The organism is Telluria sp. LT2P34, assembly GCF_059685915.1.
Genome location: NZ_JCASIN010000001.1, coordinates 168,651 through 194,262 on the forward strand (window position 1 = coordinate 168,651; position 25,612 = coordinate 194,262).

A 25,612-nucleotide genomic window follows, 5' to 3' on the forward strand; every position below is an offset into this window, starting at 1 on the left:
TTTTGAGCATGATCGGAGAAAGCCATGGCCCAGTTGACCCACGAATTGGTGGACGAAGCGGCGGCGCGCACGCCCGCGGCCCTTGCCCTGCGCTATGGCGACGAACGCATCAGCTATGCTGGCCTGGCCAGCGCCGCGTCCAGGGTCGCCTCGGCCCTGCGCGGATTCGGCGCCGGCACCGGCGAGCGCGTGGCGCTGCTTCTCGACAACGGCCCGGCCTTCGTGACGGCGCTGCTGGGTGCGTCCGCCGCCGGCTGCGCGGTCGTGCCGATCGACCCGGCCACCAGTCCCGAGCGCTGCGCGGCGATCCTGCGCGACGCCGGCGCCGGCTTGCTGATCACCGGGGCCGCCGGCTTCGACGCCCTGCACCCCGTGATCAACGCTTGCCCGATGCTGCGCACTGTCGTCGTTCATGGGGCAGCGGTGCGCGCCGACGGGCCGCCGCGCACCCTCGCATGGGAAGCCTTTCTTTCTGTCCCGGGCCCGCAGGCCGCGGCCCCGGCGGCGGCCGCGCTGGCCGCGCTGTTGTACCCTGACGACGCCGGCGGCGCAGTGCGCGGCATGGCTTTGTCGCACCGCAATCTCGTGGCAGGTGCCCAGTCGACCGCCCGCTGCGCCGGCATAGTCAGCGGGGACCGCGTCCTCGCCGCGCTGGCGCTGCAGGGCGACTATGGCCTGAACGCCTTGCTCGCGGCCCTGGCCGCCGGTGCAACCGTCGTGCTCGACACTTGCGGCAGCGCCGGGCTGCCGGAGCGCCTGCTCGGGGACGGCGACGCGAGCGGCATCTTCGCGTCCCCGGCGAGCCTCGGGCAGCTCGCCGGCCTGCCGCCGCAATCGGCGCGCGTGCTCTCCTGCCTGCGCTACCTGGTCTGCGCCGGCGGCGCCCTGGAACGCCGGGCGCTCGAACGCCTGCGGAATAACTTGCCGCGCACCCGGATCCACCTGCTATACGACATCGGCGACGCCTGCCGTTCGACCAGCCTGATGCCGGCGATGCTGGACGAACGTCCCGGCTCGATCGGACGCGCCCTGCCGTATTCCGAGTGGCGCGTGCTGCGTCCGGACGGACGCGACTGCGCCGCCGGCGAAACGGGCGAGCTGGTGCGCTGCGGCGCCCTCGTCACGCTCGGCTACTGGAACGACCAGCAAGCCAATACCGAACATTTCCGCGCGCTGCCGGCCATGCCCGGGCTGGCGCAGCGCGAGACCGGCTATTATCCCGGCGTCGCCGCACGCAAGGATGCGGACGGCTTCCTGTACCTGGCCGACAACCGCGCCGACATCGTTACCCAGGGCCGCCGCGTCAGTCCGCGCGAAGTGGAAAAGATCGTGGTCGGCACCGGATTGGTGGCCGAAGCGGCGGCGGTCGGCGTCGCCCATCCGGTGCTGGGCCAGGTGATCGCCGTGCTGGCGACGCCGCGTCCGGGTGCACGGCTCGATTCGTCGATCCTGTTCGGCGCCTGCCAGGCGCGCCTGCCCCAGCACATGCTGCCGGCCATGGTCGACGTGCGCCGCGCGCCGCTGCCGCGTGCGCGCGACGGCCAGATCGACCGTGCGCTGCTGGCCGGCGAACTGGCGCCCCTGTTCGCCGAGGCGAGGCCATGACTGGCCTGTGCGGATGGTTCTCCAGCGAGCCGCCGGCCTTGCCGCTGGCGGAGATGGCGGCCCCGCTCAAGGGCGCCGGGCCACTCCTCACGGGCATGCACGGCCTGGGCGCGGCCGCCGTCTCGGCCACCATCGCCGGCGCCGCCAGCGACGCTTCCCTGTATGCGCGCGATGGTCTCTTGATCGCGCACTGGGGCGAGCGCACTGAGCTAACCGCGGAACTTGCGCGCTTGTGGCGCCTGCACGGCGCCCAGGCCTGTGCCGCGCTGTCCGGCCATTTTGCCTTCGCCATCCTCGACGAGCGGCGCGCCGAAGCGCTGCTGGCGGTCGACCGCTGCGCCACCCGGCCCCTGTTCTACCAGGCGGTCGGCCGTAGCATGGTGTTCGCCAGCAGGGTGGAAGTGCTGGCGCGCCACCCCGGCGCTGGACAGGACCCTGACCCCCAGGCCGTCTTCGACTATCTGTATTCAAATGCGATTCACGGCCCGCGCAGCATGCATGCCGGCGTACGCCGCCTGGCGCCGGGCGAATCCCTGCACCTGCGCGGCGCGCGCACCGAAAGAACCCACTACTGGCGCATGCGCTATACCGAGCATGCGTCGAGCAATGCGCCGCACAGCGCATTGCTCGACGCGCTGTCGTGCGCGGCCGACGCCGGCCCGAATCAGCACCAGAGCGGCCTGCTGCTCGCCGGCGGGGCCGCTAGTGCCTTGCTTGCCGCCCAGCTGGGGCAGGCGGACCAGGGGCCGGTCGCCACTTTTACGGTCGGCTTCGGCGTTGGAGCGGGCGCCATGCTCAAGCGGGCGCGCGCAACCGCCGCCCGGCTCGGCAGCCGGCACCGCGACACCGTGATCGATGCCGACGATGTCGCCGACGCGCTCGCTCCGCTGGCGCTGGCCTGCGACGCGCCCTGCGGCGATCCGGGAGCGGTGGCGATGCTGTTCGCGGCCCGCATGGCGCGCGAGGATGGGGTACGGCGGCTGGCCTGCGCCATCGGCGCGGCCCAGTTGTTCGGCCGCGGCCGCCATGCCGGCCTGGCGCGCCCCGGTCGCTACGAACGCCTGCCCGGCGCGCTGCGCCAGCTGCTGATCGAGCCGCTCCTGTTCGGCGCCGGCGCCAGGCTGCCGGGCGCTTTCGAACGCCTGCGCGGGCGCATCGAACTGTCGATGGCGGCGGCGCCCCAGCGTCTGCGCCGCGGCAATGCGCTGCTGGCGCACGGCGCGGCGGCCGTTTTCGAGCCGGGCTTCCTGGCCCAGGTCGACCCCGAGGCGCCGGCTGCCGTGCAGGAGCGCAGCTGGTGGCTGGCGCAGGCGCGCAGCAGCGTGAACCGCGCGATTGACCTGGAGCTGCAAGGAGACTTGCCCTGTCGGCTGCTGCCCGCCTTCACCGCCGCCTGCGCCGCCAACGGGGTCGCCGCAAGCTTTCCTTACCTGCACGATGCGGTGGTGGCGATGTCGGCGCGCCTGGCGCCGCGCTGCAAGACCGAAAAGGGCGTGCGCGAACTGTTCGGGCGCGCCATGCGCGAGCTGGGCTGCAAGCTGCCGCTGTCTTCTCAGACTGCGCCGCCGCTGCCCTTTGGCGCCTGGCTGCAGGGCGATGCCCGCCTGCGCGCGCTCGCCTACGACAGCCTGGCCGCGTTTGCCGGGCGCGGCATCGTGCGCCGCGAATTCATCGACCTGCTGCTGGCGCGCCGCCTGCCCGAAGACCCGGCCCTGCACGGCCAGCTCGTCTGGCAGCTGATGATGCTCGAGGCATGGTTCGCGCGGCGCCGCCGCGCGAACGCTTGCGCCCTCGAAGGCGCGGCGCGGGAAGCGGTGCTGCCGGTTTAGGGCGGCGTGATCTGCATTCAGCTGGCGGCGAGCGCGTCGTAGACCGCCAGATGGCTGCGCGCCATTGCCGGCAGACTGTGGTGGGCGATCACCTGGCCGCGTGCGCGGGCGCCGTGGCGCGCGCCCATCTCGGGAATCCGGCAGTAGTCGGCAATCGCGGCGGCCATGACGTCGGGCGACATCGGCGGCACCAGGATGCCCGTCAGCCCGGGCTGCACCAGTTCCTTGTGCACTCCGACCGAGGTGGCCACCACGGGCAGCCCGGTGGCCATCGCTTCGAGCAGCACATTGCCGCTGCCTTCGGCCAGGGCCGGCAGCACCATCAGGTCCATTGCGCGCAGCAGCCGCGCGCTGTCGGCGCGCTCGCCCGGCAGCCAGGCCCGGTGCGCGGCCCCGGCGCGGTCCAGCATGGCCTGGCATTCGGCGCGCATCGGGCCGTCGCCGATGATCATCAGGCGCAGGCGGGCGTGCGCCGGGTGCTGCGAGGAGATCAGGCGCAGGAAGGATTCAACCAGGGTCATGTCGTTGTTGGCGTCGTCCATGCGGCCGACGCAACCGATCACGAAGGCGTCGTCGCGCATGAAGCCGTCCGGGCCGACCGCCGCGTGGGGCCCGAGACGCGGGTGGAACTCCAGGCTGTCCACGCCATGCGCGATGTGCGACACGCGCGAAGGTTCGGCGCCGACCTGCTCGATCAGCCAGCGCTCCCGTTCGGCGCTGGAAGCGATGTAGTGGCCCACCAGCGGGCGCAGCAGGCGGCGCCAGTCAGGCCGCAGCAGGCCATCGGCGCCCGGCCGCTGCGCACGAGGCGGGTTCGGCGGCTCGTGCGGATCGCGCCCGTACTCGCCATGCACGCGCAGCCTGATTCCGGCCAGCGCCGCCGCCAGTTGCCCCGCGAGTCCGCCGAAATTGCGGGTATGGACCAGGTCCGGGCGCAGGCTGCGCAGCGCGCTCACCATGCGCAGGAAGTGGCCGGGATCGGCGCCCTCGCGCTTGTGCAGGTCGATTACTTCGACCCCGCGCTCGCGCAAGTGCGCGTGATAGATGCTGTGCTCGCGCAGGCAAAGCACGGCATGCCGATAGCGCGCCGCCGGCGTATGGTCGATCAGGTCGAGCAGGGCCGAGCCGGTGCCGGCCGCGTCGAGCCGGGTGACCACGTGGGCCACGAGCCGCGCTTCGTCGGGCGACGCCTTGAGGGGGGGAGGGGGGCGATTACCCATGGCTGCTGGAGCGAAGGAACAGCATTGCAGGGTCTCCGGTAAAAGCCTGGCCGCGGCCCGCTTGAAACGGCCGTGCGGAGATTATATGGCTGCAAGGCTGCCGGTCTCGGCAACACGATTGGACCCTTGATACCTGTCAAACGGGGCATTTTTGCGCGGGGCGATACGGGCCGGCCCGCTTTTCCGAATCGCTCAATGCTTGTGACAAATTTCTCTACAGCTTGATCCAGATCCAGATCGACCACATCTGCGCGCCGGGCAGGGAACCCTGCTACTGCTGACCTTGTCTGACTGCCAGCTTGACCGTTTTCGCCAATGACGGCGGGACGCCATCGAAGAAGGAGACAAGTATGCTGGTAGACGACATGCCGATCGCAAGCTTCCGAACCCCGCCCGGACAGGGCGCCGGCGAGGGGCGCCCGCTTTTCCAGCCCGGCCCGGCCGTGGCGCGGGCCGCCCTTGCGGTCGAATCCCCATCGCAGCTGTTCAATGTCCGCCTGGCGATCTCGGCCGAGCGGCATGCGGACGCCGGGGTGCTGTTGCGGCGCATGTACGCCTGGCGCGGCTATGCGGTGGAGGCCAATGCGCGCGAAGAAGACGACAAGGTCACCCTGTACGCCGAAACCGGCGGCAAGCTGGTCGGCACCATGAGCCTCTGCCTCGACCGTCACGGCCTGCTGCCGGCCGACGAACATTTCGGCGACCGCCTGGACATCCTGCGCCGCGAAGGCCGCCGCCTGTGCGAGCCTTCGCGCCTGGCGATCGACAAGGGCATGTCGAAACGCGTCTTCGCCTCGCTGATCCATATCTCCTACCTGTACGCGCACAAGCTGCATGGCTTCACAGACTACGTCATCGAAGTCAATCCGCGCCACGTGGGCTTCTACCGCCACATGCTGGGCTTTGCCGATTTCGGCGGCGAGCGCGAGTGCAGCCGGGTCGGCGCCCCGGCCGTGCTGCTGCGCCTGCCGCTCGACCACATGGGCGCGCAAATCGCGCGCTGGGGCGGCAGGCACGAGGACAGCGCTGACAGGCAGGGCAGCCAGCTGGGTGAACAGCCGGGCGGCGAGCGCTCGTTCTACCCGTATTTCTTCCCGCTGTGCGAGGAGCCCGCCATCACCGCGCGCCTGGCCGCGCTGTGCACGACGGGAGGACGGGCATGAGCAGCCTGAACGACTTGCAGCAGCCGGCACGTGCGGGCGAGGCGCTGGCGGCGATGGCGGCGGTGGTCGGCCCCGACTGGTTCGCAGGCGACGCCGCCACCCTCGAACGCTATGCCCGCAGCACCGCCGCGCGCCCGGTCCTGCCCCTGGCCGTTGTGCGTCCCGGGAATGCCGACGAAGTGGCGCAGCTGGCCCGGATCGCATCGAAGCACGCGCTGGCCATCTATCCGATCAGCACCGGCAAGAACTGGGGCTATGGCGACGCCTGCGCGGTCGGCGCCGGCCAGGTCATCCTCGACCTCTCGCGCATGAACCGGATCATCCAGGTCGATGCGGAACTGGCCTATGCCGTGATCGAACCGGGCGTGACCCAGGCCCAGCTCTCGGGCTACCTGCGCGAGCGCGGCTTCCCGCTCTGGGCCGACTGCACCGGCGCCGGCCCCGACACCAGCTATGTCGGCAACATCATGGAACGCGGCTTCGGCCATTCGCCCTACGGCAACCGGCTGCAGCATGTGGCCGGCATGGACATCGTGCTCGCCAGCGGCGAGCTGCTCAAGACCGGCTTCGGCCACTACCGCAACGCACGCACGGCCCACCTGTTTCCCTACGGGGTAGGACCCTTCCTCGACGGCCTGTTTACCCAGTCGAACATGGGCATCGTGGTCCGGCTCGGCATCTGGCTGATGCCGCAAGCGGAATGCACCAATCACTTCCTGTGCAGCGTGCCGCGCCACGCCGACATCGCCGCCGTCGTCGACGCATTGCGGCCGCTGCGGCTGGACGGCACGCTGCGCAGCATCCTGCATATCGGGAACGACTTGCGCGTCCTGTCCGGCGGCGGCGTCTTCCCGCGCGCCGAGGTCCCTGCCGGCGCCCGCCTGCCCGAAGCGCTGCGCGCAAGGATGTGCAGGCAGGCCGGGATAGCTCCCTGGACCGTGTCCGGCGCCTTGTCCGGCAGCCACGCCCAGGTGGCGGCCGCGCGCGCCGCCCTGCGCCGGGCGCTGCGCGGCAGCCCGGCCCGCGCCAGCTTCATCACCGAACGCAAGCTGCGCATCGGCGCGATCCTTGCGCGCGCCTGTGGCGAGAGCGGCATCAGCCGCCGCCTGCGCGCCAGGGTGGCGCTGGGCGAATCGCTGTTCGCGATGAACCGCGGCAGCCCCAGTGGGCGCTTTCTCGCCGGCGCTTACTGGCGCCGCCGCGGCGGACTGCCGCCGGACTTTGCGGCAGGCGCCGATCCGGCGCGCGACAATTGCGGCCTGCTGTGGGTGTCGCCGGTGCTGCCGCTGCGCGGCGCCGACCTGCTGGCGGTGCATGACCTGGCCCAGGGCGTGTTCTGGAAACACGGCTTCGACCTGTTCGCCACGTTCAGCATGGTCAACGAACGCGCGCTCGGCGGCGTGCTGACGGTCGCCTACGACAAGGACGATCCTGAGGAAACGGCGCGCGCCCGCGCCTGTCATGACGAGACCTTCGAGCGGACGCTGGAAGCCGGCTACATCCCTTACCGCGCCGGCAACCACGCGATGGGGCGGCTCGATCCCGATGGCGATACCTACTGGCGCACGGTGGCGCGCATCAAGGCGGCGCTCGATCCGGCCGGGATCCTGGCGCCGGGGCGCTACCAGCCAGAGGCCGCCGGGCGCGCGGAGTAATATGCCGGCGGGGAGGGCAGAGCGGAGTCAAGGTTCGTCCGCGCACGGAGCGGCGGGCCAATTCCCACTAGGATGGGGGCTTCATTGATTAAAAGGAAAACCCATGTCCACGAACGCTTCCGCACAAGTTACTGCACTGGCCGACAAGATCAGCTCAATGCGCTTCGCCATGTTCACCACCATCGACGAGCACGGCCACCTGATCAGCCATCCGATGACCAAGCAGGAAACGGACGAGCAGGGCGCGCTGTGGTTCTATACCTCGACCCACACTGCCTTGTGGCAGAACATCGTCGCCCAGCCCGAAGTCAACGTCAGCTTCGCCCAGCCCGACGACAGCCTGTGGGTGTCGATCAGCGGGCGGGCCGAGCGCGTGGTCGACCGCGCGCGTATCCGCGCCCTGTGGAACCCGATGGTGCAGGCCTGGTTCCCGCACGGCCCGGAAGACGAGCACGTGGTGCTGGTGCGCGTGATGCCGCACAGCGCCGAATACTGGGACTCGAACGACAGCAAGATGGTGCGCCTGTTCCAGATGGCCAAGGCGGCGGTGACCGGCACCACCCCGGACGTCGATCCGGGCGAGCACGGCCTGATCAAGCTGTAAACCCTCAGCGCGGCGGCAGGTCGCCTGTGGACTGGTTGGCGCCGCTCTCGCGGCTGCCGATGCCGGTTCCGGTGCCGCCGCCCTGTTCCTGCCGGGTATCCTGCGCACCCCTGGCGCCGGATTGGACGTCGCTGTCCGTATCGCCGGCCGGTCCGCTGGCGCTTTCATCCCCGTGCGCCGCTTCGAGGCCGTCCGGATTGTCGCCATGGCTGTGCGTCAGCTGGGCCCCGCCGTTGCCGCCGGTCTCGGCGAAGCTCTCGTGCGCCGGGGTAGCGCCGGCCTGGCCGCTGGTCGTGCCGCCGATCGCCGTTGCGCCAGGATCCTGCGCGCTACCTGGATTGTTCGTCGCTGCTGTCATGCTGTTCTCCCGAGGCGCACATCGCGTCCTTGTCAAATGTTCATTCGTAGCGCTTGAATACCGTCGTCTTGCCGCCCTTGTTCACCAGCAGCACCTCGTAGGTGTCCTTGCGCGGCCCCTCCATGCCGGGCGAGCCGGCCGGCATGGCCGGCACTGCCAGCCCGATGGCCTTGGGTTTGCTGGCCAGCAGGCGCTTGATGTCGGCCGCCGGCACATGGCCCTCCAGCGCATAGCCGCCGACGCGCGCGCTGTGGCAGGAACCGAGCTCCTTCGGTATGCCGAACTTTTGCCGATAGTCGCCAGGATCGGCCACGTCATGGGCCCTGACCGCGAAACCGCTTTCCTCGAGGTGCTTGACCCATCCCTTGCAACAGCCGCAACTGGCGGTCTTGTAGACATCGACGACCGGTTTGGCCGCCAAGGCGATGGCCGGCAATCCGATCAGACCGGCGGCGAGCAGGCTTAGAATACGTGGCTTGGACATGCGGGTTCCTCCCTCATTCGATCATCCATCTTACACCGGAGCGCCAAACATGCTCTACGCGCTGGCGTCCTCGCTGGTCTTGCTGGTCCACCTGGCCTTCGTCCTGTTCGTCGTCGCCGGCGCACTCCTGTCAGCGCGCTGGCCGCGCCTGGCGTGGCTGCACCTGCCCGCTGCCGCCTGGGGTGTCTATGTCGAATTGAGCGGGCGCGGCTGCCCGCTGACGGCGCTCGAAAACCTGCTGCGGCTGCGCGCAGGGCAGGGCGGGTATGCAGAGAGCTTCATCGAGCATTACATCCTGTGGCTGCTGTATCCGGGCGGGCTGACGCGCGATACCCAGTTCGTGCTGGCCGCTGTCGTCGTGGCGGTCAATCTGCTTCTCTACGCCTGGATATTCCTGCGGGCATCGCGGCGCCGCGCGAAGAGCTAAGACCCCTGGAAAGGCAGCGCTGGCAATCTTGCCCTACGGCGAGCTTGCTCAACCGGGGTTGACGGAGCAATAATGCGGATGTGCTGGCTTATTGTTACGATTTTTTTTGCGCCTGCGTAAATACGAGGGTGTCAATTCGAGGTAGCGATCGGCGCGGCGTTTGGACGGGAAAAGACAGCAAAGCGGGGAAAGTCGCCACCGAGACGCGGCGCCTTTCCTGGAGGAGAACGATAATGAAAAACAGGAGAACACGCAGTGAGTATTTTTAGGACGAAAAATCTCGATTCCATGGTCGCGGATGCCCGCGCGCCAGGCGGGTTGAAAAAGGTCCTCGGACCCATGGACCTGATCCTGATGGGTATCGGGGCAATTGTCGGCACGGGTATTTTCGTGCTGACCGGTACGGGTGCGGTCACCGCCGGCCCCGCGCTGACCCTTTCCTTCATCGTCGCTGCCGTGGCCTGTGGCTTCGCCGCGCTGTGCTACGCGGAATTCGCCTCGAGCGTGCCGGTGGCCGGCTCGATCTACACCTATTCCTACCTGACCTTGGGCGAACTGGTCGCCTGGATGATCGGCTGGGACCTGCTGCTCGAATACGGTCTCGCGACCTCGACGGTTGCGGTCGGCTGGTCCGGCTATTTCCAGTCGCTGCTCAAGGGCATCGGCGTGGTGCTGCCGGAAGCCCTGCGCGCAGCCCCGGGCGCCATCCCCGGCGTCAATTCGCTGTTCAACCTGCCGGCCTTTTTGATCATGATGGTCCTGACCTTCATGCTCTCGCTCGGCGTGCGCGAATCGGCCCGCATCAACAACATCATGGTGCTGATCAAGACCGGCGTCGTGCTGCTGTTCATCGCCGTCGGCGTCAACTACGTCAAGCCGGAAAACTGGCAGCCCTTCATGCCTTTCGGCGCCGGTAGCGTGATGAGCGCGGCCGCCCTGGTGTTCTTCGCCTTCATCGGTTTCGACGCCGTGACCTCGGCCGCGGAAGAAGTCAAGAATCCGGCAAAAGACCTGCCAATCGGTATCATCGGCTCGCTGGCCGTCTGCACCGTGCTGTATGTGGCGGTCTCGGCCATCATGACCGGCATCGTCCCGTTCATGAACTTCAAGGGCGTCGACCACCCGGTCTCGCTGGCGCTGCAGTATGCCGGCCAGGACTGGGTTGCCGCTTTTGTCGACATCGCCGCGATCCTCGGCATGAGCACCGTGATGCTGGTGATGGCCTACGGCCAGACCCGTATCCTGTACGCCATGTCGCGCGACGGCCTGCTGCCGGCCAAGCTCTCGACCATCCACCCGAAATACGGCACCCCGTACTTCGCGACCTGGCTGGTCGGCATCGTCTTCGGCCTGATCGCCGCCGTCGTGCCGCTTGGCGTGCTGGCCGAACTGGTCAACATCGGTACCCTGGCAGCGTTCTCGCTGGTCTCGGTCGCCGTGATCATCCTGCGCAAGACCCGTCCCGACCTGCCGCGCGCCTTCCGTTGCCCTGGCGTGCCGCTGGTGCCGATCCTGGCGATCATCTTCTGCCTGGCGCTGATGTCCTTCCTGAGCGCCACCACCTGGATCGCCTTCATCATCTGGCTGCTGCTCGGCCTGGTGATCTACTTCGTCTACGCACGCCACCATTCGAAACTGAACGGCACCAAAGCGTAATACCGATGCAAGCGTCCCGGCCGCGGCCGGGGCCTGCCCTGGTGCGAACCTGATCGACGGCATCCGCCGCGATCAGGTTTTTTTATGCGTGCTTCAGATGCCGGCGGCCAGCGCGTACAAGGATACGGAAACGGCGCCGCGCTCGGCCATCGCGGCCATTGCCCGTGCGCCGTCGCCCGGCTTCACTTCCACTGCGCGCATCGCTTCCGGAACGATCAGCACCTCGAAACCGTTCGCGCGCGCGTCCAGCACCGTGTTGAGCACACAGTAATCGGTCGCCAGCCCGCACACGGCCAGGCGTTGGATGCCGCGTGCGCGCAGCCGGCCGGCCAGTTCGGTCCCGTTGAAAGCGGAATAGGCGTCGACATCTGCCGTGTCCGCCTTGGAAACGACGACCGTATCCGGCGGCAGCCGCAGCGCTGCGGAAAACGCCGCCCCCTCGGTGCCGGCCACGCAATGCGGGAGCCAGGGACCGCTGCGCGCCGCGAACGAGCAGTGATCCACAGGATGCCAGTCGCGCGAAGCGTAGACCGGCAAGCCTTGCGCGGTAAACAGAGCGATCAAGCGGTTGATGGGTTCGAGAACCTCGTCACCGCCCGGCACACCGAGGCTGCCGCCAGGGAGGAAATCATTCTGAAGGTCGACGATGAGGAGGGCGTCGGACGGCGCCAGGGACAGGGAAGGCATGGGTGATCCTTGTGATGGAGCGCATAGCTTAGCATGGCGCAAAAGTGTTACCGCTCTGACCATGGTGCACATGCTATACTGTATAAACATACAGTAGTTCGCACCCTGGCCCATGACAAAATTCCTTCCCCTCGACCTCACGCCGGCGCTTCCGGACAGCGGCGCTGGCGCGCCGAGCGCGCGGCTCGACGTCAAGATGTTCCGCGTTGCCGACGATCCGATTACCGAAGCCCAGACCGACGTCGAAATCGCCCGCGAATTCATCGCCAATGGCGCCCTGAGCGCCAAGTCGATCGCCAATACGGAAAAGGAACTGTATCGCTTCCTTACCTGGTGCCGCGAAGAAGCCAAAAAATCGCTGGCCCAGCTGAACGTGGCCGACCTCAACGCCTACAAGGAATTCCTGCGCGACCCGCCGCCGGACTGGATCTCGAAAACCAAGTGGCCGCGCAGCGACGCCCGCTACCGTCCGTTCAGCGGCCCCTTGTCGGACCCGAGCCGGCGCCAGTCGATGATCGCCGTCAAGGGCCTGCTGGCCTTTGCCGAACAGACCGGCTACCTGCGCCGCAACCCGGGCGCGCTGGTGCGCAATGTGCGCGCGCCGCTGGCCAGCCGCATCACGCGCTACCTCACGCCGGAGGCCATCGCGCTGGCGGTCGCAACCGTCTCGCGCCGGCTGACCGACTCGCCGGCCTCGCTGCGGCGGCGCGAGCGCGACCGCTTCCTGCTGCTCGCTTTTGCCCACACCGGAGCGCGGCTCAACGAAATTGTCGGCGCCAGCATGGGATCGATCTATACGGAAGGGAATGGACGCTGGTGGATCGACGTGCTGGGGAAGGGCAACAAGCCGCGCCGTTTGCCGGTGCCCGACGAGATGCTCGACGCCTTCAAGCGCTACCGGCAAGCCTTTGGCCTGCCGGCGCAGTCAGTGCGTGCCGACCGCATGCCCCTCGTCCTGTCGAGCCGCAGCCGCAGCGTCAAGCGCCTGACCGACGAGGCCGCCGCGGAAGCCCTGAAAGGGGTCTTTGCCGAGGCGGCGTCCGCGGCCGCGGCGGCAGGGGAGGCCGACATCGCCGCCAGCCTGCGCCATGCGTCGGCGCACTGGCTACGCCACAGCATGCTCACCAACCATGCCAACAACGGCGTGCAGCTCAAGACACTCCAGGACACGGCGGGGCACGCCAACATTGCCACCACCGCAGCCTACCTGCACAAGACCGACCATGAACGGCACGACGAGATCATCGCCTCGGTCGACAAGAAGCGCGACAAATGAGGGATTTCAATCTTGCCCCCGAGGGTAGCGGGTTCGACACCCGGCACCCATAGTAAATCGTAACTAACCAACGCGGATTTTCACCAAACCAGACTGATTTGGAGCCGCCAACTACGGACAAGCTATCGCTATTCAAACCAGGCTTGCAGGAAAGAGGGCGCAAAGCGAATCTGTCCCGGACGAGTCGCCTGCCGGCTTGGGGGTAGGATAGTCACAGGCGCAAACGCACTGCCACCGCAGGCGGCTGCCTGTTGTTCATTTTCTTTTTCAAGGAGCGTCGCATGGCGAAGGTATTGGTGTTGTATTACTCAACCTATGGTCACGTCGAGCAGATGGCAAATGCCATCGCCGAGGGTGCAAGGACGGGCGGGGCGGAAGTAGTGGTCAAGCGGGTGCCGGAAACGGTGCCCGAGGCAATCGCCAGCAAGGCGCACTTCAAGCTGGACCAGCAGGCGCCGATCGCCACCGTCGACGAGTTGCCTGGCTACGACGCCATCGTCATCGGCGCGCCTACCCGCTACGGCCGCATGCCGTCGCAAATGGCGGCTTTCCTTGACCAGACCGGCGGCCTGTGGGCGAGCGGGGCCCTGAACGGCAAGGTCGGCGCCGCCTTTACCTCGACCGCCACCCAGCACGGCGGCCAGGAAACGACGCTGTTCTCGATCATCACGAATCTGCTGCACTTCGGCATGGTCGTGGTCGGCCTGCCGTACAGCTTCGCCGGCCAGATGACGCTCGATGAAATCACCGGCGCCAGTCCTTACGGCGCCAGCACGATTGCCGGCGGCAAGGGCGAACGCCAGCCCAGCCAGAACGAACTCGAGGGCGCCCGCCACCAGGGCCGGCTGGTCGCGGCGACGGCAGTCAAGCTGTTCGGTTGAATTTGTCTAGCGGTTCCCCGGTGACGGCTTCGCTGCCGTTCGACTCCGCAGTTCCCGGTCGACCTGCCTGACCAGGAAAATGCCGGCAATCGTGGTCGCCACCAGCACCCAGCCAACCCGGTCGAATCCCTCCAGCCTGCCGTCCGCACCGATGTGCACGAGCTGACCGGCGACGATCGCGGCCACGCCGCCGGACAGCTGCTGGATCGACGCGCTGATCGCATTGAAGGAGCCGCGCATCTGGGCTTCGGGGACGGAAGCGGACATCGCCTGATAGGGAATCATGCGCGAGAAGATACCGGCGAACATGACGACATTGACCAGGACCAGCACCGGCAGCGGTACCGGTCCCAGGTTGGTGTATACCAGGACCATGACGATGGTGATCGCGCTGCCGACTACAAAAACTTTCATTCGACCGAAGGCGTCGACCGCTTTGCCGATCAGCGGACCTGCCACGATCGTGCAGAGGCCGGTGAGCAGGTAAATCGTCGGCAGGTCGGTATTCGCCAGTCCCAGGTTGTTGACGATGAAAACGGTACTGAAGGGCATGATCATGAAGCCGCCCGTCGACAGCAGCACGGTTGCGGCAAACGCGGGCAGGTGACGGCGCGCCGTGATCGTGGCGACCAGGTGCCGTACCGGATGCACTTCGCTCGCCTGGTCGAGGTGGGCCGTCACCGGTTTCAGGCGCCAGGCCACCAGCAGGCCGCCGACGCCCCCCAGGGCCACCAGCAGGAAAAACGGGGCGTGCCAGTCCCAGCGGTTCGATGCGAACAGGGCGACGGGCAGGCCCAGCACCTGGCTGGCGGCAAACGCCGTCTGGATGATGCCCATCACACGGCCGCGCAAACCGGGGGCGTACAGGTCGGTGGCGATGGCCAGCACGACCGAGCCGATCACCCCGCCGAACAGTCCGGTGACGATCCGGGCGCAGAGGAGGGCGGTGAACGACTGGGCCAGCCCACACCACAAGGTGGCCGCAAGGAAGCCGACATAGAAGAACAGCAGCAGTTTCTTGCGGTCGAAGCGGTCGGCGAAACCGGCGGCGAGCAGGCCGCTCAGGCCAGCGCTGAACGCATAGGCCGAGACGATCAGGCCGAAGCGGGCGGGGGTGATGTCCAGTGCAGGAATGATCAGCGCACCAAGTGGCGCCATGATCATAAAGTCGAGGATCACGGCGAATTGCAGGAAGGCGAGCAGGCCGGCAACGACTTTCTGGTAGCCGCTGAAGTCCTTTGCCTCTGCCGGCTCGATCGTCAGTTTCTGTGAATCGGACATTCTTTTCCTTGATGAGTTACCGTTGAGCGCCTGGAACAGTGTTTGCAACAAATATGCAGTGTAGCCGCAGGGGAGCGCGCGGACAGTTCAAGACGACATTCGCGGCGCCGGTTGCCACGCCCGGACTGTGAACTCGACATTATGGTTACTATTGTCGAGTTGCTTTCGTACTGGCGGCGGCGGGGGTGGTGGGGGTCTGTCCAGGTCTCTTTCGGGACTTGTACGGTGATTTCTCGCTAGATGGTCGCGTACAAGCGTAATAGATCCGGAAATTGCGACGATTGCGGGCAGACCCTTGCTGCGCCTGTGGTCGGTTTCCGGAAACGGGTTCGAGCGCCCGTCCCTTTGCCTCAGATCGCGTCGGCGTCGATGACGGTGTCTCCCGAAACATCCTGGCGCCAGGCGCCGTTTCGAGGGCGAACCGACACACTGTACATGCTGCTGAGCGCGGGCAGTTGCCCACTGTGTGGTGCCCGAAGTCGCTCGGGTGCGTTGCAGAGCCTCATCGCGCCTTACAAGACAGCCTGCAGGCAGCCTGCGGCGAACGCCTGCGTCCTTGACGATGGGTCTGCATGGGGCGGCCGTTCCGGCCAGGCTTCTTCTGGAATCCCGGTCGGCGCGCCTTGCGGTGAACCGGCTCCCAACCCGAACGACCGGGCATTTCATTTAATCGACTTCCACCGAGAACAGTGCTTCTGGTCCGCTGATCCGTCGCAGTAGCGCGTACTGCGGACAAACTGCTGGATCCTGCCGGGCAGGTCCGGCAGCTGCCGCAACGGCCAATACGGCCAGGCGACTTCTGATGCGTTCGGGTGGCGCAGCGTAGGCGACGCCTGGACGATGCGGGACGCCTGGACCCGCTGGCGGCAGCCGTCTGGCGGGGCAGCCTGAGTTACCACAGAAGCTTTCATGAGCTAGCTAGAAAAATCGAGCGTCCTCACATACCGGCAGGGAAGCGCTGTTCCCGTCCAGAGCATACTAATTCAAATAGCGCATTTGACATAATATAGATTATGCGAAGTTATGGTTGTCGTGTACCAAGCGCCCTCACACTTTCTTTTTACTCCTAGATAAACACACTGGGCAACAAAAAGATCCGCCGAACGGGTAAAGTGGCGCCTGCCGGGACGGCATGCGAGCGCCTGGAAGATTGATACAGCAACAAGAGAAAGGCATCATGCATACTGCAATGGGAACGACGGAGATCTTTTTGATCGCCATGCTCGTCATTTTTACGCTTCCCTACCTGATCTGGCGGCTCGGGAATACCGATTACTGGGCGCCGCTGGTGGTGGTGCAGATCATTACCGGCGTGCTGCTCGGCCCCGGCATCCTCGGGCGCGCCTATCCCGAATACTATGACTTCGTGTTCAATCCACAGGTGATGGGCGCCCTGAACGGCATCGCCTGGTGGGCGGTGATGCTGTTCGTGATGATCGCCGGGATCGAACTCGATCTCAGGAAAGCCTGGGAGCACCGGCGCGAGAGCACGATCACCGCTTCGCTCGCGCTGGGCGTGCCGCTGCTGTTCGGCTGCGTCGCCGCGGTCGGGATGCTTGGCTACGCCGGCTGGAAAGGCGCCGACGCCGACAACTGGCAGTTCGTCCTGGGCGTCGGCATGGCCTGCGCCGTGACCGCCCTGCCGATCCTGATCCTCCTCATGGAAAAACTCGAGATCCTGCGCGAGCCGATCGGCCAGCGCGTGCTGCGCTATGCAAGCCTGGACGATATCGCGATCTGGGGCGTGCTGGCGCTGATCCTGCTGGACTGGACCCGCGTCGGGCGCCAGCTCGCCTTCATGCTGCTGTTCGTGGTGACCACGTTCGGCATGCGCCGGCTGATGCAGTGGCTCGAGGAGCGCGACCGCTGGTTCGTGGCGCCGATCTGGCTCGCCGCCTGCGCGCTGGCGGCCGATTGGGCCGGGCTGCACTTCATGGTCGGCGCCTTCCTGGCCGGCGCCGTCATGGATGCACACTGGTTCGACCAGAAGAAGCTCGACGGGCTACGCCACAACGTGCTGCTGGTGATGATGCCGGTGTACTTCCTGAGCACCGGCCTGCGTACCAACTGGGCGGTGGGGGGCGCGGCGGTATTCGTCGCGGCGGCGCTGCTGCTGGCGGCTTCGGTGGCGGGCAAGCTGGCCGGCGCCCATCTGGCGGGGCGCATCCTCGGCTGGGGCAAGGGCGAAGCGACCATCATCGGCTGGCTGTTGCAGACCAAGGCGCTCATCATGATCATCTTCGCCAACATCCTGCTCGACAAGGCCATCATTACCAGCGAGACCTTCACCGCCCTGCTCCTGATGGCGATCGGCAGCACGATGCTGACGGTGCCGGTGGTCTACCCCAAGCTGCGGCGCGCGGGGGAGCTGGTCTTCAAATCGAGTTAGCCGATTCGCCCGAATTACCGGGCGAAAAGCCTCATGATATACTCGCGCCGACCATGAACCGATCCCTCAAGACCTTCCTGCTCTGGCTGTTGATCGCCGTGCCGCCGCTGCATGCGGTCGCGGGCAGCCTCGGCATGGGTTGTGCACCGGTTCATCACCAGTTGCAGGCGCCGGCTTCCATGGCCGCTTCGCATCACGAACCCGTGGCTGACGCGCATGCGCACCATGCCGCCGAACATGCGGGCCATTCTGCCGAGCCGGCGTCCGACACGACGCCTGCCGACGCCGATCTCGACAAGCCCGGCTCCTGCAGCGCCTGCTCGTCCTTCTGCCTCGGCGCGGCCGCACCGCCGTCCACCGATCTCGCCCTTCCTTCATTCGACGGTTCCGATGCCGTCCTTGCTTCGCCTGCATTTTTCCTCGAGGGCTTCATCCAGGAGGGCCCCAAGCGCCCTCCCCGGCACCCATCCGCTTGATCGAAACCAGCGCTGACCCGGCTGATTGCAGCCGTTCGCCTTGCGCTGCATGAGCATCAGTGCGTACGCACGCCCGTTTCCGATTTTGAGGAATTGACAATGATAATCAAGCTTTGGGTCGCCACCTTTGGCGTCCTGCTCGCCATGCCCGCTTGCGCACTGGCCCAGCAATACCCTGCGCCCGACCCGGCCGATCCACGCGTCTCCGTGCCGGCGGCACGCTACGAATCCGTGTTCGCCAGCGAGTCCCAGGCCCGTCCGGAAGAAACCGCTCCCACGCCCGACAAGGCCTGGAAGAGCGCCAACGCCACCGTTGCCGCCGTTCCCGCGCATGCCGGACACGCGATGCAGGCAGCGGCGCCCGCTCCGAAGCCGGCTTCGACGCCGGCTGCCGACCACAGCAAGCATCATTAAGCCAGGGCACCCATGACAATCAAGCCATCCATTCCATCGCGGCGTGCCGTGGCGGCGGGCCTCGCGGTCCTGGCCCTGAGCGGCTGCGCCAGCTTCTCGAACGACGGCGGCCTCGATGCGGTCTCCGCCTTGACGGCCGAGAGAACCGGGCAGGACATCCGTTTCCTGAAGGGTCAGAGCGAACTGGCGCAGGCCGAGCTCGGCTCCATGCTGAAGCAGCCGCTCACGGCCGACCAGGCGGTGCGCATCGCCCTGCTCAACAACCGCGGCCTGCGCGCCGGGTTCGCGCAACTGGGCGTGGCGGAAGCTGACCTGGTGCAGGCTGGCCGCATGGCCAATCCCGGCTTCAGCTTCGGCCGCCTCTCGGGCGGCGGCGAAACCGAGATCGAGCGCAGCGTCATGTTCGACCTGGTCGGCCTGCTGACGATTCCCCTGCGCCGCGATATCGAAACGCGCCGTTTCGAGGGCGCCAAGCTCGCCGCGGCGACGCAAGCGGTTGGCCTGGCCGCCGACACCCGCAAGGCCTGGTTCACTGCCGTGGCGGCCGTGCAATCGGCGCGCTATGCCGAGCAAGTGCGCGACGCGGCCCAGGCCAGCGCCGAGCTGGCGCAGCGCATGGCCCGGGTCGGCAACCTCAGCGCCCTCGACCAGGCACGCGAGCAGGCTTTTTCGGCAGAATCGACGGCGCAGCTGGCACGCGCACGCCACAATGCGACGGCGGCGCGCGAGCAGCTGACCCGGCTGATGGGCGTGTGGGGAGCCAGTACGGCCTTCCAGCTGCCGGACAAGCTGCCGGAGCTGCCGGCCGCGCCGCGCGATGCGGCCGATATCGAGTCCACCGCGATGCAGCAGCGTCTCGACCTGCGCCTGGCCAAGCTCAATACCGAGGCCACCGCCCGGGCCCTGGGACTGACCAGGGCGACCGGCTTCGTCAACGTCCTCGACGCCGGCTATGCCAACGCGAGCAAGTCGGGCGCCCCGCGCGAGAACGGTTACGAGATCGAGCTGGTCCTGCCCATGTTTGATTGGGGCGGCGCCCGCACCGCAAAGGCCGAAGCGCTCTACATGCATTCGGTGCACCGCACCCATGACACCGCCATCAATGCCCGCTCGCAGGTGCGCGAAGCCTACTCCAGCTACCGCACCACCTATGACCTCGCCCGGCACTATCGCGACACAGTCGTGCCGATCCGCAAAAAGATCTCCGACGAGACCCTGTTGCGCTACAACGGCATGCTGATGAGCGTCTTCGAGCTGCTGGCCGACGCCCGCGCCCAGGTCACCAGCGTGAACGCTGCGATTGAAGCTCAGCGCGACTTCTGGATCGCTGAAACGGGCCTGCAGGCCGCCATCAGCGGCAGCGGAGGGTCGCCGGCCGTGCTCGCCCCGGCCTCGTCCGCCGAAGCGGCTCCCGAACATTAAGAATGAGGAATCAAGGATGAACACGCGTCGAAGTTTCGTAACAGGCGCCGCTGCACTGGTCGGCGCCTCCCTGGTGAGCCGTGCCGGCGCCGCCACGCTGCCCGAGGCGCCGATGACGGGCAGCGCGGCCACGCAGCCACCGCCGCCGCCGCCCAACGGCCGCCCGTACAACCCGGTCGTCACCCTGAACGGCTGGTCCCTGCCCTGGCGCATGAAGGATGGCATCAAGGAGTTTCACCTGGTCGCCGAGCCGGTGGTGCGCGAAATCGCGCCCGGCATGAAGGCCAACCTGTGGGGCTACAACGGCCAGAGCCCCGGCCCGACCATCGAAGTGGTCGAGGGCGACCGCGTCCGCATTTTCGTCACCAACCGCCTGCCCGAGCACACCAGCATCCACTGGCACGGCCAGCGCCTGCCGAACGGCATGGACGGCGTCACCGGCCTGACCCAGCCCGGCATCCAGCCCGGCAAGACCTTCGTGTATGAATTCGTGGCGCGGCGCCCCGGCACCTTCATGTACCACCCGCATGCCGACGAGATGGTGCAGATGGCGATGGGGATGATGGGCTTCTGGGTGACCCACCCGAAAAATCCGAAGCACCACGCGGTAGACCGCGACTTCGTGTTCCTGCTGAACGCCTATAACATCGAGCCCGGCAGCTACACGCCGAAGGTCAACGAAATGCTCGACTTTAATATCTGGACCTTCAACAGCCGCGTCTTCCCGGGGATCGACACGATGAACGTGCGCCAGGGCGACCGCGTGCGTATCCGCACCGGCAACCTGACGATGACCAACCACCCGATCCACCTGCACGGGCACGAGTTCGAAGTGACCGGTACCGACGGCGGCTGGACCCGGCCCGAATCGCGCTGGCCCGAAGTCACGACCGACGTCGCCGTGGGCCAGATGCGGGCGATCGAGTTCGTCGCCGACGAACCGGGCGACTGGGCTTTCCACTGCCACAAGTCGCACCACACCATGAACGCCATGGGCCACGAGGTCCCGACCCTGATCGGGGTCGATCATCGGGGCGTCGCCGAAAAAATCACCAAACTGATTCCGGACTATATGGTGATGGGCGACAAAGGCGGCTCGATGGGCGACATGGAAATGCCGCTCCCGGAAAACACCTTGCCGATGATGACCGGCCAGGGCCCCTTCGGCGGCGTCGAAATGGGCGGAATGTTCACGATCCTGAAGGTACGCAAGGACCAGAAACGCGGCGACTACACCGATCCCGGCTGGTACAAGCATCCACCAGGCAGCGTTGCCTGGGAGTGGAAGGGCGAAGCACCGCCTGCCGTGCGCAGCCAGGCAGCCGGCGGCCAGGCCATGCCCGCAGTGAAGCCTGCCGACATCGAGGTCACCGTCCGCAAGCCGACTGGCCACCAGGGTCATCATTAACTATAGTTACTGGTCAAAACCAGAATCAACACCAACCAAGGAAAACATCAGCATGAAGATATTGTCGACACTGGCCATTGGCATCGCACTGGCCGCCACCGCCTCGATTGCCAGCGCCCAGCAAGGGGCACACGATGCCCATTCAACACACGCCGCGCACGCCGCTCACCAGGCCACCGCGCCGGCCGAGCTGACCGAGGGCGAAGTCAAGAAGATCGACAAGGAAACCGGGAAGATCACGCTGCGTCACGGCGAACTGAAAAACCTCAACATGGCGGCGATGACGATGGTATTCCGGGTCAGGGACCCGGCCATGCTCGAGCAGGTACAGGTTGGCAGCAAGGTCAGGTTTGCAGCCGACCGCGTGGGCGGGGCCATCACGATCGTGCAGCTCCAGGCGCCCTGACACCCAGCTCCAACCGGAAAATCACATGAAAGCAAAAAACCTTGTTGCGGCCATCGTGGCCGCAGCCGCATGCCTGGCCGGCGCCCCGGTGCTGGCGCATACGAAGCTCGAGTCCTCGCTGCCGCAAGCAAATGCCGTGCTTGCCACGGCGCCGGCCCAGCTGCGCCTGCAGTTCAGCGATCCGCTCGAGCTGCCCTTCAGCAAGGTAAAACTGGTCGACGACAAGGGCGGCATCATTGCAGCGTCGAAGATCGCGGTGGACGCCGCCAATCCGAAAGTGCTCGTGGCCAGCGTCCCTGCCCTGCGCCCGGGAGCCTACCGCGTCCAGTGGAGCACGGTCACGCGCGATGGCCACAAGGTCAAGGGCGAGTTCGCCTTCCGGGTAAGGTGAGGTGGAGCCGGATCTCGCAGTCGCCCAGCGGGTCGCCGTCGTCGTCCTGAACCTGTCGGTGTCGGTGCTGGTCGGCGCCGGCGCCGCCACGCTCTGGCTGCGCGGGGCAGCTTCGCCCTGGGCGGCCGCCATGCTGCCGCGCCTGCGCCAGGCGATGCTGCTCTGCTTCTGGGCCGCGATGCCGGCCTATGCCGCGGTGCTCTGGCTCGAGGCGGCGTCGATGGCGGAAGTGCCCGTGGCCGAGGCCTTCCCCGCGGTCGCGTCGGTCATCACGGCAACCCACTACGGCAGCGCATGGATGCTCGGCGCCTGCGCCCTGCTCCTGGCCTGGGCCGCGACGGCGCTACGCGCGCGCGCGGCCGTCGGCAAACCGGCCGCGCTGCTGCCGCTGTTGGCGCTCGGTCTCTTCCTGTACAGCCGCAGCATCGTCAGCCACGCCGGCGCCGCGGGCAACTTCACCTGGATGGTTGCCGTCGATTGGCTGCACCTGGTACTGGTCAGCGTCTGGATCGGCGGCGTGCTCGTCGCCGGCCTGATCGTCCTGCGCATCATCCCCGCGGACCGGCAGCAGGACCAGGCCGACTGCGCGCGCTATGTCGCCGCGCTGTCAGGCTCGGCAACCGTCGCCCTGGCGGGCATCTTCGCTACCGGCGTCCTCAGCGCATGGCGCGCACTGGGCAGCCCGGACCAGGTGCTTGGCAACCCCTACGGAACGGTGTTGCTCGTCAAGATTGCCCTGGTGCTTTGCGCGGCGGCGCTTGGCGGCATCAACCGCTTCATGCTCATGCCTGCGCTGCTTGCCCGGCTGCGCGGAAGCGGGCAACACGAACAGGGCGCACCCACCCGGTTTGCGCTCGTACTGCAGCTGGAAGCGATCATCCTGGTCACCGTGATGATCGCCGCCGCCATCCTCAGCTCCACCCCACCCCCAACGGCGTACTGAGACACGTCAAACCAAAAGGAACAGCAATGAGAATCCAGTCGACCACGGCAGTCCTGCTCGCAACAGCGCTCTTCGCAACGTCGGGCGAGAGCCTTGCGGCCTCGCCGAAAGAAACCCTGGCAGCCTTCCATGCGGCGCTCGCCAGTGGCGACAAGGCCAGGGCAACGAGCCTGCTCGCCCCCGAGGTCGCGATCTACGAGGCGGGTCATGTGGAACGTTCGCGTGAGGAATACGCGGGACACCACCTCGGCGGCGACATCGAGTTTGCGAAGACCGCGACCCGCAAGGTCTTGAAGCAGACCGAGCGCATCGACGGCAAGACGGCCATCCTGTGGGAAGAAACCGAAACCACGGGTAGCGCGCGCGGAAAGCCGGTGCATGCCTTTGGAACCGAGACGGCGGTGCTGGAGAAGAACGGCGACAACTGGACGATCGTGCACGTGCACTGGTCCTCGCGCAAGGCGAAGTAATCCGGCCCCTGCCCTGTGGGCTGGCGCAAGCACGCGAGGGGGTTTGCCCCTTCGCGGGTGTCAGGCTTCGCTCTCTTTCCTGTCAGCCTGCTTGAGCATCGTTTGCCGTATCGAAGTCGTCGGCGTTTCATTTTTACTGTTGAATTAAACTTCGCGTTGGTTAGTTACGGTTTATAGTGGTGGCAAGGATCACAATGGAGTCCTTCATGAGCGAACTGACTGCGTGGGATGCCGACCCGGTTCAGGCATTCAAGCAATTCATCTTCACCACGGCCTTCGCGGAAACGGGACGGCGCTTGCGCGCCGATGGCTCGCTGCGCGTGCTCTCACCCGCATCGGCGAAGATCTATCTCTTCATGTGGGGAAACCTGGCGAGCTGGCTCAGGGAACAGGGACTCACCTTCTCCCGGGTCACCCAGGCCGACCTGGTGCGCTTCGTCAACCGCACCCACAAGGGCAAGCGTGTCCTGAACAGCAAGATCGCCCTGCGTTACCTGCGCCTGCTGGAGCGTTGCTACGAGCATCTGGAGGTGGCGCCGAATCCGGCGCAGCAGGCGATCCTGAACATCGACCGCGCTCACATGGCAAAAGACGATGCCGGGCGCAGCCTGTCCGAGGACCAGCTGGAGCGCTTTTTTGCCGCCCTGCCTGGGGAAGCTCCCGGGCGCCAGGGGAATATGCCATTCACCGGCTGGAAGCGCCGGCGGGATCGGGCCATGCAGGTCGTCATTGCGCTGGCCGGCCTGCGCGTCTCGGAAGCGGTTGGATTGCTGCTTGGCGAAGTCGGCCGGCAAGTCGGCATCGATGGTTCCGTGGTGCTGACGATCACCCCCGACGAGAAGCTCGACACCAGCCATGAGCACACGGTCACCCTGCCCCGCGAGGGTGTCGATGAGCTGTTCCCGTGGCTGCGGGAGCGCGCGAGCCTGGCGATTCCCGGCCAGTTCGTTTTCCCCGCCAACCTGGCCGGCGCCCGGATGACCCGGAAAACCGTCTATGTGCAGATGCGCGCCACCTTCGAGCGCGCCGGAATGGACCTGGCGCGTTCCGGCGGGCGCACCCTGCGCAACACCTTCGCGCGCCGCCAGCTCGACAGTGGCGCGAGTGCCGACGAGCTGAAAGACGTGCTGGGCCTGGCGCTTGAACGTTCGGCCGCCGACTACCAGGCCACCCGCGTCAAGCCAGACCCGACGAACTGAGCAGCTCCCGCGCGCGCCACTTTGACACGGATCAAACCTCCCTCAAGCTCGCGCCGCAGACTAAGCGCATGGATGACCATGCGCCGACACTGCTCGCGCGACGGACTGGAGGAGCCATCATGTTCAAACAGATTCTATTGCCCACTGACGGGTCGGAACTGTCGACCCGCGCAGTGCTCGCCGGCGTGAGTTTTGCAAAGGAAATCGGCGCCCAGGTGGTCGGCATGACCGCCCTGCCCGACTTCCACACCTTCAGCGCGAACGCCGACATGATCGAAAGCACCGAAGACGAGTATCTCGCGGACAGCGAAGCGCGCGGCAACAAGCAACTGGCAATCGTGGCCGATGCCGCCAGATCGGCCGGCGTCACCGCCACGACGGTCCTGGTACGTTCCGACCAGCCCTATGAAGCGATTCTCAGGGCGGCGCGCGAGCGCGGCTGCGATCTGATCATCATGGCCTCGCACGGCCGGCGCGGCGTCGCGGGCATGCTGCTGGGCAGCGAGACACAGAAGGTGCTGGTGCACAGTGCGATCCCGGTGCTGGTGTACCGCTGAGGCGATGTTCCGGACATGACAAGGCGCCAGAGCCCCTGGGGGCTCCAGCGACGAACAGACGCATGCGGGACGGAAATCCTGCGCTATTAATGCAGTGCCGTCATTGCATAGCCTTTTTCGGCCAGCTGTCCGTTCAGGTTGGCGATCTCGTAGTCGGGCAGCTGGTCGGCGCCGTCGTCGATCTCGAAGGCGCGCGCCTCCACTTCCCAATCGGTGTTGGTTGCTTCTTCGGGGATGTTGCGGGTTTCCGGAACGGCCAGGTAGGAGACCTTGCCGTCGCTTTCGGCCCTGCGGTAAATGTCCAGGCGCATAATCTTTTCCTTACAGTGAAAGGCATGTGAAGCCTCGCTTCCGGATGAAGCGGACCGCTCCACAGTAGGCGGTTCCACCAGGTGCGTCTGTTAATTGCCC

Annotated in this window: 26 protein-coding genes; 20 read left to right on the top strand and 6 right to left on the bottom strand. The window is 66.7% G+C overall.

The features are described from left to right. Window positions 1-24: 24 nt before the first annotated feature. Entirely contained in the window at window positions 25-1,605 is a 1,581-nt protein-coding gene (locus AC56KZ_RS00785) for an AMP-binding protein (RefSeq protein WP_497160230.1), read from the top strand. Continuing rightward, window positions 1,602-3,434, top strand: a complete 1,833-nt coding sequence (locus AC56KZ_RS00790) for an asparagine synthase-related protein (protein ID WP_497160231.1) — start codon at window positions 1,602-1,604, stop codon at window positions 3,432-3,434. Before AC56KZ_RS00785 ends, AC56KZ_RS00790 begins: the two co-directional genes overlap by 4 nt. Window positions 3,435-3,451: 17 nt before the next feature. Here AC56KZ_RS00790 and AC56KZ_RS00795 read toward each other — a convergent pair whose 3' ends face one another. Continuing rightward, on the bottom strand, window positions 3,452-4,654 hold the full coding sequence (locus AC56KZ_RS00795; RefSeq protein ID WP_497160232.1) for a glycosyltransferase: 1,203 nt from the start codon (window positions 4,652-4,654) through the stop codon (window positions 3,452-3,454). Window positions 4,655-5,004: 350 nt separating this feature from the next. On the opposite strand from AC56KZ_RS00795, the gene AC56KZ_RS00800 reads away from it, so the two are divergent. The 3 genes from AC56KZ_RS00800 to AC56KZ_RS00810 all read left to right on the top strand — a co-directional run bounded on the left by AC56KZ_RS00800 (window position 5,005) and on the right by AC56KZ_RS00810 (window position 8,076). Continuing rightward, window positions 5,005-5,817 carry an N-acyl amino acid synthase FeeM domain-containing protein gene (locus tag AC56KZ_RS00800; RefSeq protein WP_497160233.1) on the top strand — a complete coding sequence of 271 codons (813 nt, stop codon included), beginning with the start codon at window positions 5,005-5,007 and terminating at the stop codon, window positions 5,815-5,817. Then, the gene (locus AC56KZ_RS00805) at window positions 5,814-7,472 is read left to right on the top strand and encodes an FAD-binding oxidoreductase (protein WP_497160234.1); all 1,659 of its coding nucleotides are present in this window, start codon (window positions 5,814-5,816) and stop codon (window positions 7,470-7,472) included. Before AC56KZ_RS00800 ends, AC56KZ_RS00805 begins: the two co-directional genes overlap by 4 nt. A 103-nt stretch (window positions 7,473-7,575) precedes the next feature. Continuing rightward, window positions 7,576-8,076, top strand: a complete 501-nt coding sequence (locus AC56KZ_RS00810) for a pyridoxamine 5'-phosphate oxidase family protein (protein WP_497160235.1) — start codon at window positions 7,576-7,578, stop codon at window positions 8,074-8,076. Window positions 8,077-8,080: 4 nt separating this feature from the next. Here AC56KZ_RS00810 and AC56KZ_RS00815 read toward each other — a convergent pair whose 3' ends face one another. Both AC56KZ_RS00815 and AC56KZ_RS00820 read right to left on the bottom strand, forming a co-directional pair. After that, window positions 8,081-8,434, bottom strand: a complete 354-nt coding sequence (locus AC56KZ_RS00815) for a hypothetical protein (RefSeq protein ID WP_497160236.1) — start codon at window positions 8,432-8,434, stop codon at window positions 8,081-8,083. A 40-nt stretch (window positions 8,435-8,474) separates the two neighbouring features. Then, window positions 8,475-8,918, bottom strand: a complete 444-nt coding sequence (locus tag AC56KZ_RS00820) for a DUF411 domain-containing protein (RefSeq protein ID WP_497160237.1) — start codon at window positions 8,916-8,918, stop codon at window positions 8,475-8,477. A 49-nt stretch (window positions 8,919-8,967) separates the two neighbouring features. On the opposite strand from AC56KZ_RS00820, the gene AC56KZ_RS00825 reads away from it, so the two are divergent. Both AC56KZ_RS00825 and bcaP read left to right on the top strand, forming a co-directional pair. Then, window positions 8,968-9,345 carry a DUF2784 domain-containing protein gene (locus AC56KZ_RS00825; RefSeq protein WP_497160238.1) on the top strand — a complete coding sequence of 126 codons (378 nt, stop codon included), beginning with the start codon at window positions 8,968-8,970 and terminating at the stop codon, window positions 9,343-9,345. 255 nt (window positions 9,346-9,600) lie between these two features. Beyond that, window positions 9,601-11,001 carry a branched-chain amino acid transporter BcaP gene (gene bcaP, locus AC56KZ_RS00830; protein WP_497160239.1) on the top strand — a complete coding sequence of 467 codons (1,401 nt, stop codon included), beginning with the start codon at window positions 9,601-9,603 and terminating at the stop codon, window positions 10,999-11,001. A gap of 93 nt (window positions 11,002-11,094) precedes the next feature. Here the strand turns inward: bcaP and AC56KZ_RS00835 are convergent, their stop codons facing one another. Next, window positions 11,095-11,688 carry an isochorismatase family protein gene (locus tag AC56KZ_RS00835; RefSeq protein WP_497160240.1) on the bottom strand — a complete coding sequence of 198 codons (594 nt, stop codon included), beginning with the start codon at window positions 11,686-11,688 and terminating at the stop codon, window positions 11,095-11,097. A 112-nt stretch (window positions 11,689-11,800) separates the two neighbouring features. On the opposite strand from AC56KZ_RS00835, the gene AC56KZ_RS00840 reads away from it, so the two are divergent. Together AC56KZ_RS00840 and wrbA are read left to right on the top strand one after the other, a co-directional pair. Then, window positions 11,801-12,964 carry a tyrosine-type recombinase/integrase gene (locus AC56KZ_RS00840; protein WP_497160241.1) on the top strand — a complete coding sequence of 388 codons (1,164 nt, stop codon included), beginning with the start codon at window positions 11,801-11,803 and terminating at the stop codon, window positions 12,962-12,964. Between the two features lie 281 nt (window positions 12,965-13,245). Beyond that, complete coding sequence (wrbA, locus tag AC56KZ_RS00845; RefSeq protein ID WP_497160242.1) at window positions 13,246-13,845, top strand: NAD(P)H:quinone oxidoreductase; 600 nt, start codon at window positions 13,246-13,248, stop codon at window positions 13,843-13,845. A 6-nt stretch (window positions 13,846-13,851) separates the two neighbouring features. On the opposite strand, the gene AC56KZ_RS00850 is transcribed toward wrbA, so the two are convergent. Further along, window positions 13,852-15,126, bottom strand: a complete 1,275-nt coding sequence (locus tag AC56KZ_RS00850) for an MFS transporter (RefSeq protein WP_497160243.1) — start codon at window positions 15,124-15,126, stop codon at window positions 13,852-13,854. A gap of 1,177 nt (window positions 15,127-16,303) precedes the next feature. Here AC56KZ_RS00850 and AC56KZ_RS00855 point away from each other — a divergent pair. From AC56KZ_RS00855 to AC56KZ_RS00905, 11 genes are all read left to right on the top strand, one after another. Further along, the gene (locus tag AC56KZ_RS00855) at window positions 16,304-17,515 is read left to right on the top strand and encodes a cation:proton antiporter (protein WP_497160244.1); all 1,212 of its coding nucleotides are present in this window, start codon (window positions 16,304-16,306) and stop codon (window positions 17,513-17,515) included. A 53-nt stretch (window positions 17,516-17,568) separates the two neighbouring features. Beyond that, window positions 17,569-17,991: a hypothetical protein gene (locus AC56KZ_RS00860; protein WP_497160245.1), complete on the top strand. Its 423-nt coding sequence runs from the start codon at window positions 17,569-17,571 to the stop codon at window positions 17,989-17,991. Window positions 17,992-18,090: 99 nt separating this feature from the next. Then, on the top strand, window positions 18,091-18,405 hold the full coding sequence (locus AC56KZ_RS00865) for a hypothetical protein (RefSeq protein ID WP_497160246.1): 315 nt from the start codon (window positions 18,091-18,093) through the stop codon (window positions 18,403-18,405). Window positions 18,406-18,417: 12 nt separating this feature from the next. Next, window positions 18,418-19,827: a TolC family protein gene (locus tag AC56KZ_RS00870; RefSeq protein ID WP_497160247.1), complete on the top strand. Its 1,410-nt coding sequence runs from the start codon at window positions 18,418-18,420 to the stop codon at window positions 19,825-19,827. Between the two features lie 16 nt (window positions 19,828-19,843). Continuing rightward, the gene (locus AC56KZ_RS00875) at window positions 19,844-21,235 is read left to right on the top strand and encodes a multicopper oxidase family protein (protein ID WP_497160248.1); all 1,392 of its coding nucleotides are present in this window, start codon (window positions 19,844-19,846) and stop codon (window positions 21,233-21,235) included. Window positions 21,236-21,287: 52 nt separating this feature from the next. Then, window positions 21,288-21,641: a copper-binding protein gene (locus AC56KZ_RS00880; protein ID WP_497160249.1), complete on the top strand. Its 354-nt coding sequence runs from the start codon at window positions 21,288-21,290 to the stop codon at window positions 21,639-21,641. Window positions 21,642-21,666: 25 nt separating this feature from the next. After that, window positions 21,667-22,032, top strand: coding sequence for a copper resistance protein CopC (locus tag AC56KZ_RS00885; protein ID WP_497160250.1), 366 nt, complete (start codon window positions 21,667-21,669; stop codon window positions 22,030-22,032). Window position 22,033: 1 nt separating this feature from the next. Further along, on the top strand, window positions 22,034-22,975 hold the full coding sequence (locus tag AC56KZ_RS00890) for a CopD family protein (RefSeq protein WP_497160251.1): 942 nt from the start codon (window positions 22,034-22,036) through the stop codon (window positions 22,973-22,975). Between the two features lie 26 nt (window positions 22,976-23,001). Next, window positions 23,002-23,445: a YybH family protein gene (locus AC56KZ_RS00895; protein WP_497160252.1), complete on the top strand. Its 444-nt coding sequence runs from the start codon at window positions 23,002-23,004 to the stop codon at window positions 23,443-23,445. A gap of 206 nt (window positions 23,446-23,651) precedes the next feature. Next, window positions 23,652-24,644 (top strand): tyrosine-type recombinase/integrase, encoded by a 993-nt coding sequence (locus AC56KZ_RS00900; protein ID WP_497160253.1) that lies wholly within the window; start codon window positions 23,652-23,654, stop codon window positions 24,642-24,644. 119 nt (window positions 24,645-24,763) lie between these two features. After that, window positions 24,764-25,201, top strand: coding sequence for a universal stress protein (locus AC56KZ_RS00905; RefSeq protein ID WP_497160254.1), 438 nt, complete (start codon window positions 24,764-24,766; stop codon window positions 25,199-25,201). Window positions 25,202-25,287: 86 nt separating this feature from the next. Here the strand turns inward: AC56KZ_RS00905 and AC56KZ_RS00910 are convergent, their stop codons facing one another. Next, on the bottom strand, window positions 25,288-25,512 hold the full coding sequence (locus AC56KZ_RS00910) for a DUF6139 family protein (protein WP_497160255.1): 225 nt from the start codon (window positions 25,510-25,512) through the stop codon (window positions 25,288-25,290). Window positions 25,513-25,612 lie beyond the last annotated feature (100 nt).

Bases quoted from the DNA above. Each gene is read 5' to 3' on its own strand.
- AC56KZ_RS00875 (WP_497160248.1), top strand. From the start codon at position 19,844: ATGAACACGCGTCGAAGTTTCGTAACAGGCGCCGCTGCACTGGTCGGC.
- AC56KZ_RS00905 (WP_497160254.1), top strand. From the start codon at position 24,764: ATGTTCAAACAGATTCTATTGCCCACTGACGGGTCGGAACTGTCGACC.
- AC56KZ_RS00795 (WP_497160232.1), bottom strand. From the start codon at position 4,654: ATGGGTAATCGCCCCCCTCCCCCCCTCAAGGCGTCGCCCGACGAAGCG.
- AC56KZ_RS00835 (WP_497160240.1), bottom strand. From the start codon at position 11,688: ATGCCTTCCCTGTCCCTGGCGCCGTCCGACGCCCTCCTCATCGTCGAC.
- AC56KZ_RS00840 (WP_497160241.1), top strand. From the start codon at position 11,801: ATGACAAAATTCCTTCCCCTCGACCTCACGCCGGCGCTTCCGGACAGC.
- AC56KZ_RS00820 (WP_497160237.1), bottom strand. From the start codon at position 8,918: ATGTCCAAGCCACGTATTCTAAGCCTGCTCGCCGCCGGTCTGATCGGA.
- AC56KZ_RS00810 (WP_497160235.1), top strand. From the start codon at position 7,576: ATGTCCACGAACGCTTCCGCACAAGTTACTGCACTGGCCGACAAGATC.
- AC56KZ_RS00855 (WP_497160244.1), top strand. From the start codon at position 16,304: ATGCATACTGCAATGGGAACGACGGAGATCTTTTTGATCGCCATGCTC.
- AC56KZ_RS00885 (WP_497160250.1), top strand. From the start codon at position 21,667: ATGAAAGCAAAAAACCTTGTTGCGGCCATCGTGGCCGCAGCCGCATGC.
- AC56KZ_RS00800 (WP_497160233.1), top strand. From the start codon at position 5,005: ATGCTGGTAGACGACATGCCGATCGCAAGCTTCCGAACCCCGCCCGGA.
- AC56KZ_RS00850 (WP_497160243.1), bottom strand. From the start codon at position 15,126: ATGTCCGATTCACAGAAACTGACGATCGAGCCGGCAGAGGCAAAGGAC.
- AC56KZ_RS00865 (WP_497160246.1), top strand. From the start codon at position 18,091: ATGATAATCAAGCTTTGGGTCGCCACCTTTGGCGTCCTGCTCGCCATG.
- AC56KZ_RS00870 (WP_497160247.1), top strand. From the start codon at position 18,418: ATGACAATCAAGCCATCCATTCCATCGCGGCGTGCCGTGGCGGCGGGC.
- AC56KZ_RS00815 (WP_497160236.1), bottom strand. From the start codon at position 8,434: ATGACAGCAGCGACGAACAATCCAGGTAGCGCGCAGGATCCTGGCGCA.
- AC56KZ_RS00790 (WP_497160231.1), top strand. From the start codon at position 1,602: ATGACTGGCCTGTGCGGATGGTTCTCCAGCGAGCCGCCGGCCTTGCCG.
- wrbA (WP_497160242.1), top strand. From the start codon at position 13,246: ATGGCGAAGGTATTGGTGTTGTATTACTCAACCTATGGTCACGTCGAG.
- AC56KZ_RS00860 (WP_497160245.1), top strand. From the start codon at position 17,569: ATGAACCGATCCCTCAAGACCTTCCTGCTCTGGCTGTTGATCGCCGTG.
- AC56KZ_RS00880 (WP_497160249.1), top strand. From the start codon at position 21,288: ATGAAGATATTGTCGACACTGGCCATTGGCATCGCACTGGCCGCCACC.
- AC56KZ_RS00900 (WP_497160253.1), top strand. From the start codon at position 23,652: ATGAGCGAACTGACTGCGTGGGATGCCGACCCGGTTCAGGCATTCAAG.
- AC56KZ_RS00910 (WP_497160255.1), bottom strand. From the start codon at position 25,512: ATGCGCCTGGACATTTACCGCAGGGCCGAAAGCGACGGCAAGGTCTCC.
- AC56KZ_RS00825 (WP_497160238.1), top strand. From the start codon at position 8,968: ATGCTCTACGCGCTGGCGTCCTCGCTGGTCTTGCTGGTCCACCTGGCC.
- AC56KZ_RS00805 (WP_497160234.1), top strand. From the start codon at position 5,814: ATGAGCAGCCTGAACGACTTGCAGCAGCCGGCACGTGCGGGCGAGGCG.
- AC56KZ_RS00785 (WP_497160230.1), top strand. From the start codon at position 25: ATGGCCCAGTTGACCCACGAATTGGTGGACGAAGCGGCGGCGCGCACG.
- AC56KZ_RS00895 (WP_497160252.1), top strand. From the start codon at position 23,002: ATGAGAATCCAGTCGACCACGGCAGTCCTGCTCGCAACAGCGCTCTTC.